Consider the following 12,698-nt stretch of genomic DNA (forward strand, 5'->3'; position numbering starts at 1 on the left):
CCGACGATGAAGCGAGGCGAACTCAGAGAGGAGTAGCGCCCATGCGCGTCCTGGTGATCGGTTCCGGCGCCCGGGAACATGCGTTACTTCTAGCCCTTCGCAACGACCCCAAGGTCGATCACGTGGTGATCGCCCCCGGTAACGCCGGTACCGCGGCGGTGGCCGAGCAACGAGACATCGACATCACCTCGGCGTCGGCCGTCACCGCCCTGGCCCGCGACGTCGAGGCCGACCTGGTGGTGATCGGGCCGGAGGTGCCGCTGGTCCTGGGCGTGGCAGATGCGGTGCGTGCCGCCGGTATCGCCTGCTTCGGGCCGTCGCAGGACGCCGCTCGCATCGAAGGCTCCAAGGCGTTCGCCAAGGACGTGATGGCCGCCGCCGGCGTGCGCACCGCCCGCTCGGAGATCGTCGACAGCCCCGCTGACCTGGACGCCGCCCTGACCCGCTTCGGTCCTGATGCCGGGGAGGCGGCCTGGGTGGTCAAGGACGACGGGCTGGCCGCGGGCAAGGGCGTCGTGGTGACTGCAGATCGGGCAGCGGCCCGGGCGCACGCTGCCGGGCTGCTCGACAGCGGGCATCCGGTGCTGCTGGAATCCTTCCTGGACGGACCCGAACTGTCCCTGTTCTGCGTCGTCGACGGCGCCACCGTGGTGCCGTTGTTGCCGGCGCAGGACTTCAAGCGGGTCGGCGACGGCGACAGCGGACCCAACACCGGCGGCATGGGCGCATACGCCCCGCTGCCGTGGCTGTCCCGGGAGGCCGCGGCCGGCATCGTCACCGACGTCGTCGAACCCGTCGCGGCCGAACTGCTCCGACGGGGCAGCCGGTTCACCGGCTTGTTGTATGCCGGTCTGGCGATGACGTCGACCGGGCCGGCGGTGGTCGAATTCAATTGCCGCTTCGGCGATCCGGAGACCCAGGCGGTGCTGGCACTGTTGGAGTCGCCGCTCGGACAGTTGCTGCATGCCGCCGCCACCGGCGGACTGAGCGAGTTCGGTGTGTTGCGCTGGCGGGATGCCGCCGCGGTGACCGTGGTGCTGGCCGCCGAGAACTATCCCGGCCGGCCGCGTGTCGGTGACGTGATCGTGGGCGCCGAGGCCGACGGCGTGTTGCACGCCGGCACCGCGCGCCGTGACGACGGGGCGGTGGTGTCCTCGGGCGGGCGCGTGCTGTCGGTGGTGGGCGTGGGAGACGACCTCAATGCCGCGCGTGCCGACGCCTATCGGATCCTCGATTCAATTCGCTTGCCGGGAAGTCACTTCCGCAGCGACATCGGCGCGGCTGCCGCCGAGGGGAAGATCCAGATCTGACCGGATAGGGCTACCGCTATCCTTGGTGGCATGGCTGACCAAACTGAACCGGAGTCCACCGAATCCGAAACGCAGGATCGCCCGGCGAAAAGTACCGGCACGACGAAGCGGCGGTCAGCTCCCCTTCCGGCCCCGGCCCCGGCGCAGTCGAGCACCGGCCCCCTGCTGATCGCCGCGGCGGTCGGACTGGTCGCCGGGCTCATCGGTGGTGCGGCGGTGGCCGGCCTGTGGCACCCGGGTGGTTCGTCCTCGAGTGGTTCGACCAAGTTCAGCGGTGAGCAGGTCAACGACGCGAAGAAGGACGTGTGCGGCGCGGTCGTGCTTGCTCGTCAAGCGGTGGCCAACAACATGCACATGAAGAACCCGGACCCGGAGAACCCCATCGCCCAGCTCGCGGTGGCGGCCAACGCCCGGTTGTCGCTGACTGCGGGTGCGGCATATCTGCGTGGCCGGCTCGAAGCGGACCCCGCGACGCCGGAAGACATCGTGGAAACCACCCAGAAGATGGCCGGTGCGCTGGAGCGTCTGAACCTCAGCTACCTTGTCGGGCAACCGAATACGGAGCGCGAGCAGCTGGGGCATGACCTCGATGCGCACATCACCGCGCTGGGCAAGCTCTGCCAGTAACCCCGTTGGGGCTAGCGCTCACAGCCCGAACAGGGCCAGCGGGTCCATGGCGGACATGGCGCCGGCGTCGTCCAGGCCGTTAAAGGCGTCGCCCGGGTCCAGTGGGTTGGCGGCGGAGAACATGCCGAACAACGAGCTCAGATCGACGTTGCCGAACGGCGTCACCAGGGTGTCGGTGACGGTGCCATCGTCACCGGGGGTGGCGATGTAGATGTTCTGCCAGCCGCCGCCGAAGTTCAGGACGTCGTAGACCGTTCCTGCCGCGGGAAGCAGCGAGGCGTCCACCCCTTCGGCAGCGGCGACGCTCGCCACGGTGAACTCGGTGTTGGCCATCCCCAACAGGTTCGACACATTCACGCCGGTGGTGATGCTCCCGAGGTCGGTGGGGCTTGCCCCGGAGTCGTCGTAGACAGTGAAGACCTGCGGGGCGAAGTCGATCGGTGCACCTCCACCAATGCCGACCGAGGCACCGCCGAGGGCCAGCAGCGGCCCGACACCGAACAGCGCCGGCACGATGTTGAAGCCCTCTTCCGATCCGGTCAGGCCGAGCGTCGGGTCGAAGACGTACCCACCGAGGCTGAAGGCGTCCTCGCCGAGGCTGCTGTCGCCGACCTGCAGTCCGGTGAACGCGTCACCCGGGTCGAGCGGGTTGGCGGCATTGATGCCGCCGAACAGCGCGTCCAGGTTCATGTTGCCGAACGGCGTGACCAAGGTGTCGTGGACTGTGCCGGGGGTGACGGTGCCGTCGACGGTGACGTCCGGCGTCGCCGTGTAGACATTGACCCATCCGCCGCCGAGGTTCAAGGCGTCGTAGACCGATCCCAGTACCGGTAGCTGCGAGTCCTCCACGCCGTCGGCCGCGGTGACACCCTGGACGATCAACTGGGTGTTGGTCATGCCCAGCAGATTCGCCACGTCCACCGCGGTCTTGACGCTGCCGAGCTCGCTGCCGCCGCTTCCGTAGACGTCAAAGTCCTGGGGTGCGAAGGCTTGTGGCTGGGTTCCGGGATACCCCAGGCTGAACACCAGTTGGCCGCCGCCGAGGTTCAACAGGGGCGGCAAGCTGGCGAGAGAGTCGACCGGGGTGAAGCCCTCGGTCACCGTGCCGTCATCCCCGGTGCTGAATGGGTTGAACGTGAATCCGCCGATGGTGAAGGCGTCGGCGCCGATACTGCTGTCGCCGGCCTGCAGCGGGGTGAACGCGTCGCCCGGCTGTAGCGGGTTGGCGGCGTTCATATCGGCGAACAGCGAGCTCAGGTCGGTATTGCCGAACGGCGTCACCAGGGTGTCGGTGACGGTGCCGTTCGCTCCCGGGGTGGCGACATAGACGTTGTAGAAGCCATTGCCCAGGTTCAGTACGTCGTAGACCGTTCCCTTCACGGGTAGTGCCGAGGCTTCGACTCCATCGGCGGGGGTGGTGTCGAGGACGGTGAACGCGGTGTTGGACAGGCCCAGCAAGTTCGCGACGGTTTCGTTGGTGCTGATGCTGCCGAGCGATTCGGTGCCGTTGTACAAATCGAAGGTCTGCGGGGCGAGGTCCAAGCTGGTGGGCCCAAGGCTCACCGACCCGCCGCCGAGACCCAACAGCGGCGGAGCCAAGCTGAGCGGACCGACCGGGTCGAAGCCCTTGGCGCCGGAAGAGGTGATGGGGTCGAAGATGGTGCCGTCGATGGTGAAGGCGTTGTCACCGGGGGCGGCAGCGCCCAACGCGGCCTGCATGAGTGCTGCGGTGATCAGCCCACCGCTGGCGGTGACCGCAACGGCGGCAGTCTGAATTCGTCGATTTGTCATCACAAGGCCTTCCAATTCGTTCGGTTGGACTGGCATTTGGTGCGACCCAGAATCAGTTGAGTTACTGGTGAGTACTTTTTGACGCTACCGGGGGTGTTCTTCATCACACAAGGTTTTGTCGGGCTCATATACCGGACAAATTCGACGATTTCGGAGACAATGCGGCCGAATTACGGGACACGCACCCAGATTCGCGGTAAACCCCGAGCGCGGCCTCCCGCTTCTTGTTCGTGCAGCGGTGTTCGCCAGACTGAAGAACTTCTAGGCAGTCAGCAGTGGGGCAAGCCAGGTCAACTCGGCGGGCAGCTGAGAACTCCAGTACGACCCGTCGTGCCCGCCGGGGGAGAAGCCGCCCGCCGGGGGGCTGGGCAACTGGGCGATGAAGGCCTGGGTCGCCGAATAGAACGGGTCGCCGTTTCCGCAGTCCACCCGGATCGGGATCGAGCCCAATGCCGGCATCCCGAACACCGAGTTGGCCGCGAAGTCCGATGCGCCGTCGAACGCGCCCGGCGCCGTCGCTCCGGGTGACAGCCACAGTGCGGGGCTGACCGCGCAGATCGCCGCGGTTCGGCGCGGGCCGAGTCGGCCCCCCAGCAACAGTGCGCCGTAGCCGCCCATCGACCAGCCGATGAATCCCACCCGGGAGGTGTCCAGGCCCTGTTCGGCCAGCAGGGGCAGCAACTCGTCGGTCACCATTGCGCCGGAGTCTTCACCGGAGGCGCGGTGGTGCCAGTAGCTCCCGCCGCCGTCGACGGCGACCACCGCGAACGGGGGCAGGCCCGCGTCGACGGCCTCGGCTAGGCCCTGCTCCACGCCGCCGGCCATCACGGTCGCAGCATCACTTCCCTTGCCGTGCAGCGCGATCAGTGGACGCAAAGCGCCGGTCTGGCCGGGCGGGCGGGCGATCGCCCAGTTGGTGGTGATTCCCCCGCGTGCCGCCGAGGTGAACGAGCCAGTCGTCATCGTTGGCGCGGCCTGCGCCGGGGCGGCCTGCGTGGGGCGCGCCTCGAGCAGTGAGCTCGCCCCCAGTGCGCCCGCGGTACCCATCGCGGCTCCGAGGCGTAGCACCGTCCGTCGGCTCAACTCTGGCATGGCGGCCATCATGCCAGCGGGTGCTGTTTGTCCGAAAAGGCGGAAACGCATGATGCGGCGCTACCCGGGCTGGCAGCATCTCTAGGCGTGATGACAGCAGTGACGCCCAAGGGCGAACGACGGCGGTATGCGCTGATCAGCGCCGCCGCCGAGCTGCTGCGCGAGGGCGGTTTCGACGCCGTGCGGCATCGTGCCGTGGCGCACCGAGCCGGTCTGCCGCTGGCATCGACGACCTATTACTTCTCGTCACTTGAAGACCTCATCGCGCACGCCGTGGAACACATCGGGATGTTGGAGGTCGCACAGTTGCGAGCGCGCATCACCGAGCTGTCCCGGCGCCGACGCAGTGCCGAGACCACGGCGGACATCTTGGTGGAGCTGTTGGTGGGGGAGGGCAGCGACGAGCAGATCGACGAGCAGCTCATCTCCCGCTATGAGCGCTATATCGTCTGTTCTCGCCACCCGGCGCTGCGCGGTATTCAGCGCCGGGTCCTGCATCAACGGTCCGACGCGGTCGCTGAAGCGGTCGAACGCTCCGGTCGGATCGCGCGGGTCGAGATGGCATATGCCCTGGTCTGCATGGTGGACGGCGCGGTGATGGCGGCACTGGTCGATGATCTGCAGGGGCCGCGGGTGGCCGCCCGGGCCGCGGTCGTCGACGTCATCGATATGCTCGCCCCACTGGATCAGCGGGCAGTGTCGGCCTGAGAGCCGCACACGGTATGCTGCCTCGATCCCTTTGTCGCTCCTTAGCTACTGGCGGGTAACAAAGGGGCCGGAGACGCTTGGAGAACGCCCGTCAGCGCCTGAAGACGGCCAAGAGATGCGAATGTGGAGAGCTACGTCATGAATATCGGTGTCCTATCCGAGGCGCAGCCCGGTGAGACGCGTGTGTCGGCGACGCCGACGACGGTCGCTGCACTGACCAAGCTCGGTTACGACGTCGTAGTGGATGCCGGTGCGGGCGAAGCGTCGTCCTTTTCCGACGCGGCGTTCACCGAGGCCGGCGCCACCATCGGCGATGCGCGTGCCGCCGACATCGTGTTCGGTGTCAACGCCCCGTCGGCTGAGCAGCTGGACGGCATGAAGCCGGGCGCGACGCTGGTCAGCCTGCTGGCTCCGGCGCTGAACCCGGACCGGGTAGAGGACCTGGCTCGCCGGCCCATCACGGCGCTGTCGATGGACGCGGTACCCCGGATCTCGCGCGCGCAGTCGCTGGACGTGCTGAGCTCGATGGCCAACATCGCCGGCTACCGCGCCGTGATCGAGGCTGCCCACGTCTTCGGCCGATTCTTCACCGGCCAGGTGACCGCCGCGGGCAAGGTGCCGCCGGCCAAGGTGCTGGTGGTGGGCGCCGGGGTTGCGGGCTTGGCCGCGATCGGTGCCGCCGGCAGCCTGGGCGCCATCGTGCGGGCGACCGACCCGCGGCCCGAGGTGGCCGACCAGGTGCGCTCGCTCGGCGGGGAATACCTGTCGATCGAATCGACCGAGACCGAGGTGTCGGCCACTGGCTACGCCAAAGAGATGAGCGACGACTACAAGGTCCGCGAGGCAGCGCTCTACGCTGAGCAGAGTGCCGACGTCGACATCATCATCACCACCGCGCTCATCCCGGGTAAGCCCGCGCCGCGGATCATCACCGCCGAGATGGTCGCGTCGATGAAACCGGGCAGCGTGATCGTCGACATGGCCGCGGCCAACGGCGGCAACGTTGAGGGCACCGTCAAGGACCAGGCCGTCGTCACCGCCAACGGGGTGACGATCATCGGCTACACCGACCTGGCCGGCCGGCTGCCCGCGCAGGCGTCGCAGCTCTACGGCACCAACCTGGTCAACCTGATGAAGTTGATGACTCCCGGCAAGGACGGCCAGCTGGTGCTGGACTTCGACGACGTGGTGCAGCGGTCGATGACCGTGGTGCGTGACGGTGCGTCGACCTGGCCGCCGCCCCCGGTGCAGGTCTCGGCAGCTCCGGCCAAGGTCGCCGAAGCCCCGGTGGTCACGCAGAAAGCCAAGGAACCGATGTCGGCCGGACGCCGGCTGGGCGTGGTGGTGTCCGCGGCGGCAGTGCTGTTCGCACTGGTCGCGATGGCGCCGGCGGCACTGCAGGTGCACCTGATCGTCTTTGCGTTGGCGATCGTGATCGGTTACTACGTGATCGGCCATGTGCACCACGCGCTGCACACGCCGCTGATGTCGGTGACCAATGCGATCTCCGGAATCATCGTGGTGGGCGCGCTGCTGCAGATCGGCCACGGCGACCCGGCCATCACGAGTTTGGCCGCCGCGGCGATCCTGCTGGCCAGCATCAACATCTTCGGTGGTTTCGCGGTGACCCGCCGCATGCTCGCCATGTTCTCCCGCAGCTAGGCGCTGCGCACCCCGACTTGGAGTAGACCCCGCTTATGTTTTCAGTTGAGACCGCCGCCTCGGCGGCATACATCGTCGCGGCGCTGCTGTTCATCCTGGCTCTGGCCGGGCTGAGCAAGCACGAGACGTCCAAGGCCGGCAACAGCTTCGGCATCCTCGGGATGGCGGTTGCGCTCGCCGCGACGATCACCCTGGCGGTCCATCACGACATCAATCAGGTCGGCCTGGCGCTGCTGATCGGGGCCACCGTGGTGGGTGCGGCGATCGGGTTGTGGCGCGCCAAGGTGGTCGAGATGACCGGCATGCCCGAGCTGATCGCGCTGCTGCACTCGTTCGTCGGTCTGGCGGCTGTGTTGGTCGGCTGGAACGGCTACCTGCACGTAGAAAACAGCCCGTGCAGCGCCGACGCCCGCGAACTGGCCGCCCAGGGGCTGTTCGGCATCCACTCCGCCGAGGTGTTCATCGGGGTGTTCATCGGTGCGGTGACCTTCACCGGTTCGATCGTGGCCAACCTCAAGCTCTCGGGGCGGATGAAGTCCAACCCGCTGATGCTGCCGGGCAAGAACTTCCTCAACATCGGGGCGCTGGTCGCGTTCGTCGCTTTGACGGTGTGGTTCGTCAACGAGCCCAAGCTGTGGCTGCTGATCGTGGTGACCCTGCTGGCGCTCGCGCTGGGCTGGCACCTGGTGGCATCCATCGGAGGCGGCGACATGCCGGTGGTGGTCTCCATGCTCAACAGCTACTCCGGCTGGGCGGCGGCGGCCTCGGGCTTCCTGCTCTCCAACGACCTGCTGATCATCACCGGCGCGCTGGTCGGCTCCTCGGGTGCCTACCTGTCCTACATCATGTGCAAGGCGATGAACCGCTCGTTCATCTCGGTGATCGCCGGCGGGTTCGGGATCGAGGCCGGACCGGCCGAGGACAAGGACTACGGCGAGCACCGGGAGATCACCGCCGAGGGCGTGGCCGAGATGTTGGGCGGCGCCGACTCGGTGATCATCACCCCCGGCTACGGCATGGCCGTCGCACAGGCCCAGTACGGGGTCGCCGAGCTCACCCGCAAGCTGCGCGACCGCGGCGTCAACGTGCGCTTCGGCATTCACCCGGTCGCCGGCCGGCTGCCCGGCCACATGAACGTGCTGCTGGCAGAGGCCAAGGTGCCCTACGACATCGTGCTGGAGATGGACGAGATCAACGACGACTTCGGTGACACGTCGGTGGTGCTGGTGATCGGCGCCAACGACACCGTCAACCCGGCGGCCGCCGAAGACCCGTCCAGCCCGATCGCGGGCATGCCGGTGCTGACCGTGTGGGACGCCGACAACGTGATCGTCTTCAAGCGCTCCATGGCTTCCGGCTACGCGGGTGTGCAGAACCCGCTGTTCTTCCGGCCGAACTCCGCCATGTTGTTCGGTGACGCCAAGGACCGGGTCGAAGACATCCTGCACGCGCTGTAGGGCCCGCGGCGATCGCAAGCGCGGCGGAGCCCGACCACCACCGCGACGCCTCGGCTAGGGCGTTTTCGGTCGGGCGAAACCCAATCGTTTGGTTTCGCCCGCCGGCTGCGGCTGCTCGCGATGCAGGCCGTTGAGCAAGGCGAACAGCACCGGCTCGATCTCGCTGACCGCGTGTGCGGGATCGGCGGCGGCGGCGATGATGGGCCCGGTCTTGCTGAGCAGCGCGTAGAGCAACTCCGCGGTGACGCCAACGGGCACCGCCTCGATCTCGCCGGCCTCGATCAGCTCGCCGAGTACCGCGCGCAGCAATGGAAGCGCCAGTTCCTCATCGACGATCTGCTTGCGGTCCCAGCCCAAGGCGCTGGCCGATTCCCGTAGCAACACCCGTGCGTCGTGATTGTCGACGTAGCAGCGCAGCACCGCGCTGATGGCCAACAGCGCCTGTTCCCACGGGCTGGCGTCGCCAGGCATTGACTCCAGGGCGCCCGGTAGTACGGCCTGCATGACATCGGCCTGGCTGAGCCGGAAGACCTCGGCAAAGATCGCCTGCTTGTCGCGAAAGTGATGGTAGACGGCGCCCTTGCTGGAGTGCGATGCCTGCGCGATCTCATCGACTGAGGTCGCTTCGAAGCCCTTGGCAACGAAAAGTGTCCGGGCGGCGTCGAGCACCGCGGTCCGCGTGAGCTCAGCGTGCATGGCCCGCCGGGTTGGCCTCCCGTTACTCATCGGCAAAAGGGTACTCACCGACCGGCAGTCTGTGTCAGACTACGAGCCTGTCCGTTTTTCTCGACATGTGGAGTCGCCATGTTGACCGTTGGCCGCGCCAACGAGAGTAATGCCACGTTGGCGCATCATGAGTGGCCGCCGGCAGCTCGCATAGCGGTCGAGGTCTTCCTTGAGTTCATGCGCAACAAGCGAGTGCGCCCCTGCGACATTGCCACCCGCTGCCGCACCCGATCCCTCACCCGGCATGTCCCCGTCGGGCCGCGCCGAGAGATCGTGCGTTCCTTCGACCTCGCGCCGCCCTTCTGGCCGGTCACCGTCGACCCCTATGGCGGCCTGCTGGCCGGTTATGGCATCGACCGCGACGGCGCGTGCGTCCGCTACACCCAGAATCCCTACCCGCTCACCAGCCGGGCTGACGACATGACGGTCCAGCGGGTGCAGTTCGCGCAGGGGTGTCACCACGTGATGCGCCGTGCCACCCGAGCCAACCCCGCCTTCATCTGCGAACCGGTGCCCCCATGGCGTGCCGTCCAGGTCGTCCGGGAGCACCTCATCGATGCCGCGATCTCGCTGTCCGAAGGTCGAGGCCCGGTCATGCTGGGAGCGGCGCCTGCTGTCCAGGCCGGTCAGACTCCGCCGGACGGGACGACCGTAAGCTAGCTGCTCGTGAGCATCCCCAATGTGCTGGCCACCCGTTACGCCAGCACCGCGATGACAGACATCTGGTCCCCGCAGGCCAAGATCGTCGCCGAACGGCGGCTGTGGCTGGCGGTACTGCGCGCCCAGTCCGAGCTTGGTGTGCCGGTCCCCGCGCAGGCGATCGCCGACTACGAGGCCGTCCTCGGTGACGTCGACCTGGCGTCGATCGCAGCCCGCGAGCGGGTGACCCGCCACGACGTCAAGGCACGTATCGAGGAGTTCAACGCCCTCGCCGGTCACGAGCACATCCACAAGGGCATGACCAGCCGGGACCTGACCGAAAACGTCGAGCAGCTGCAGATCCGCCAGTCCCTGCAGCTGATCCACGACCACGGGGTGGCGGTCGCGGTGCGCCTGGTCAACCACGCGGTGGCCTACCGCGACCTGGTGATGGCCGGGCGCAGCCACAATGTCGCCGCGCAGGCCACCACGTTGGGGAAGCGGTTCGCCTCGGCTGCCGAGGAAACACTGCTCGCGCTGCGGCGCGTCCGTGAGCTGATCGACCGCTATCCGCTGCGCGGCATCAAGGGGCCGATGGGCACCGCGCAGGACATGCTGGATCTGTTCGACGGTGACACCGCCAAACTGGCGCATTTGGAGCGCCTCGTCGCAGATTTTCTGGGATTTTCCGCGGTGCTGACCAGCGTCGGGCAGGTTTATCCCCGCTCGCTGGACCACGACGTGGTCTCCGCGCTGGTTCAGCTGGGCGCCGGACCCTCCTCGCTGGCGCAGACGATCCGGCTGATGGCCGGCCACGAACTGGTCACCGAGGGCTTCGCGCCCGGCCAGGTGGGCTCGTCGGCGATGCCGCACAAGATGAACACCCGCAGCTGCGAGCGGGTCAACGGCCTGCAGGTGGTGTTGCGCGGCTACGCCTCGATGGCGGCCGAACTGGCCGGCGCTCAGTGGAACGAAGGCGACGTCTTCTGCTCGGTGGTGCGTCGCGTCGCACTGCCCGACGCCTTCTTCGCCATCGACGGGCAGACCGAGACCTTCTTGACCGTGCTCGACGAGTTCGGGGCCTACCCGGCGGTGATCACCCGTGAACTGGACCGCTACCTGCCGTTCCTTGCCACCACCAAGGTGTTGATCGCCGCGGTGCGTGCCGGGGTCGGCCGCGAAGCCGCTCACGAGGTGATCAAGGAACACGCGGTGGCCGTCGCGCTGGCGATGCGGGAGCGGGGCGCCGAACCCGACCTGCTGGACCGGCTGGCCGCCGACGAACGGCTGCCGCTGGACCGGGCCGCGCTGGATGCGGCCGTCGCCGACCGGCAGGCGTTCACCGGTGCGGCCGCCGACCAGGTCGACCGAGTGGCGGCAGAGGTGGCCGAACTCGTCGAACGGTATCCGGCCGGGGCTGCCTACAGCCCGGGCGCGATCCTGTAGCCGTCATGGAGGTCCAGGGGCTCGCGAGCATCGACTTCACCGATCTGGACAACTTCGCCGACGGCTTCCCGCACCAGCTGTTCGCGCTGCACCGCCGCGTCGCCCCGGTGTTCTGGCACGAGCCCACCGCACACACACCGGACGGCGACGGCTTCTGGTCGGTGGCCACGCACGCCGAAACGCTCGAAGTGCTGCGTGACGCGCAGACCTATTCGTCGGTCACCGGAGGGGACCGGCCGTTCGGCGGCACCGTGCTGCAGGACCTACCGATCGCGGGTCAGCTGCTGAACATGATGGACGACCCGCGGCACGCGCAGGTCCGACGGCTGGTCAGCTCCGGACTGACTCCGCGGATGATCCGCCGCGTCGAAACCGACCTGCGCCACCGGGCCTGGACCCTGCTCGACGCCGTCGAGCCCGGGGTTCCCTTTGATTTCCTGGTCGACATCGCCGCCGAGATACCGATGCAGATGATCTGCATCCTGCTGGGCGTACCCGAGGCCGACCGGCATTGGCTGTTCGAGGCGATCGAGCCCAGCTTCGACTTCCGCGGCTCGCGCAAGGCGGTGGTGTCGCGACTGTCCATCGAGGACGCCGGCAACCGGGTCTACACCTTCGGGCGGGAGTTGATCGCGGCCAAGCGTGCCGAGCCCGCCGACGACATGCTGTCGGTGGTGGCCAACTCGACCGACCCCGAGCTCAGTGATCTCGAGGTGTATCTGTTCTTCCAATTGCTGTTCAGTGCCGGCGCCGAGACCACCCGCAACGCCATCGCCGGCGGGCTGCTGGCGCTGGCTCAGCACCCCGGCCAATACCGTTTGCTGCGCGGCGATTTCGGCCTGCTGCCCACCGCCATCGAGGAGATCCTGCGCTGGACCTCACCGGCGCCGTCGAAGCGGCGCACCGCCACCCGGCGCGCAGTGCTGGGCGGGCGGACCATCGACGCTGGCCAGAAGGTGCTGGTGTGGGAAGGATCGGCCAACCGCGATCAGACGGTTTTCGACCGCGCCGACCAATTCGACATCACCCGTAAACCCAATCCGCACATCGGTTTTGGACACGGCGCGCATTTCTGTTTGGGCGCCCATCTGGCCCGGTTGGAACTGCGGGTACTCTACGAGGAGCTGCTGGGCCGGTTCGGCGAATTGGCGGTGGTGGCGCCGGTGGAGTGGACGCGCAGCAACCGCCACACCGGGATGAGACACATGATGGTGGAACTGCGGCCCTAGATCCGCTGCGA

Annotated in this window: 11 protein-coding genes; 8 read left to right on the forward strand and 3 right to left on the reverse strand. The window is 67.7% G+C overall.

The window, feature by feature from the left end; all coding sequences use genetic code 11:
- Positions 1 to 41: 41 nt before the first annotated feature.
- Both purD and ACJH5R_RS08150 read left to right on the forward strand, forming a co-directional pair.
- The gene (gene purD, locus ACJH5R_RS08145; RefSeq protein ID WP_406781728.1) at positions 42 to 1,310 is read left to right on the forward strand and encodes a phosphoribosylamine--glycine ligase; all 1,269 of its coding nucleotides are present in this window, start codon (positions 42 to 44) and stop codon (positions 1,308 to 1,310) included.
- 30 nt (positions 1,311 to 1,340) lie between these two features.
- On the forward strand, positions 1,341 to 1,937 hold the full coding sequence (locus ACJH5R_RS08150; RefSeq protein ID WP_406759603.1) for a hypothetical protein: 597 nt from the start codon (positions 1,341 to 1,343) through the stop codon (positions 1,935 to 1,937).
- A gap of 18 nt (positions 1,938 to 1,955) precedes the next feature.
- Here the strand turns inward: ACJH5R_RS08150 and ACJH5R_RS08155 are convergent, their stop codons facing one another.
- The gene (locus ACJH5R_RS08155; RefSeq protein ID WP_406781729.1) at positions 1,956 to 3,728 is read right to left on the reverse strand and encodes a hypothetical protein; all 1,773 of its coding nucleotides are present in this window, start codon (positions 3,726 to 3,728) and stop codon (positions 1,956 to 1,958) included.
- Between the two features lie 261 nt (positions 3,729 to 3,989).
- Positions 3,990 to 4,832: an alpha/beta hydrolase-fold protein gene (locus tag ACJH5R_RS08160; protein WP_406781730.1), complete on the reverse strand. Its 843-nt coding sequence runs from the start codon at positions 4,830 to 4,832 to the stop codon at positions 3,990 to 3,992.
- A 78-nt stretch (positions 4,833 to 4,910) separates the two neighbouring features.
- Between ACJH5R_RS08160 and ACJH5R_RS08165 the strand changes: the two genes are divergently transcribed.
- The 3 genes from ACJH5R_RS08165 (at position 4,911) to pntB (ending at position 8,647) form a co-directional block, all read left to right on the forward strand.
- Entirely contained in the window at positions 4,911 to 5,528 is a 618-nt protein-coding gene (locus tag ACJH5R_RS08165) for a TetR/AcrR family transcriptional regulator (RefSeq protein ID WP_406759670.1), read from the forward strand.
- 138 nt (positions 5,529 to 5,666) lie between these two features.
- Positions 5,667 to 7,190, forward strand: coding sequence for a Re/Si-specific NAD(P)(+) transhydrogenase subunit alpha (locus ACJH5R_RS08170; protein WP_406759600.1), 1,524 nt, complete (start codon positions 5,667 to 5,669; stop codon positions 7,188 to 7,190).
- Between the two features lie 35 nt (positions 7,191 to 7,225).
- A complete protein-coding gene (pntB, locus tag ACJH5R_RS08175) occupies positions 7,226 to 8,647 on the forward strand; it encodes a Re/Si-specific NAD(P)(+) transhydrogenase subunit beta (RefSeq protein WP_406759599.1) in 1,422 nt (473 codons plus the stop codon).
- A gap of 54 nt (positions 8,648 to 8,701) precedes the next feature.
- Here the strand turns inward: pntB and ACJH5R_RS08180 are convergent, their stop codons facing one another.
- Positions 8,702 to 9,373: a TetR/AcrR family transcriptional regulator gene (locus ACJH5R_RS08180; protein ID WP_406781731.1), complete on the reverse strand. Its 672-nt coding sequence runs from the start codon at positions 9,371 to 9,373 to the stop codon at positions 8,702 to 8,704.
- A gap of 78 nt (positions 9,374 to 9,451) precedes the next feature.
- Between ACJH5R_RS08180 and ACJH5R_RS08185 the strand changes: the two genes are divergently transcribed.
- From ACJH5R_RS08185 to ACJH5R_RS08195, 3 genes are read left to right on the forward strand one after another with little or no spacing between them, the layout of a single operon-like run.
- A complete protein-coding gene (locus tag ACJH5R_RS08185; RefSeq protein WP_406759597.1) occupies positions 9,452 to 10,033 on the forward strand; it encodes a hypothetical protein in 582 nt (193 codons plus the stop codon).
- Between the two features lie 6 nt (positions 10,034 to 10,039).
- Positions 10,040 to 11,458 carry an adenylosuccinate lyase gene (gene purB / locus ACJH5R_RS08190; RefSeq protein WP_406781732.1) on the forward strand — a complete coding sequence of 473 codons (1,419 nt, stop codon included), beginning with the start codon at positions 10,040 to 10,042 and terminating at the stop codon, positions 11,456 to 11,458.
- A gap of 5 nt (positions 11,459 to 11,463) precedes the next feature.
- On the forward strand, positions 11,464 to 12,687 hold the full coding sequence (locus tag ACJH5R_RS08195; protein WP_406781733.1) for a cytochrome P450: 1,224 nt from the start codon (positions 11,464 to 11,466) through the stop codon (positions 12,685 to 12,687).
- Positions 12,688 to 12,698: the final 11 nt, after the last annotated feature.

Origin of the sequence: Mycobacterium sp. SMC-19, from assembly GCF_045310815.1 — a bacterium.
Classification (GTDB): domain Bacteria; phylum Actinomycetota; class Actinomycetes; order Mycobacteriales; family Mycobacteriaceae; genus Mycobacterium.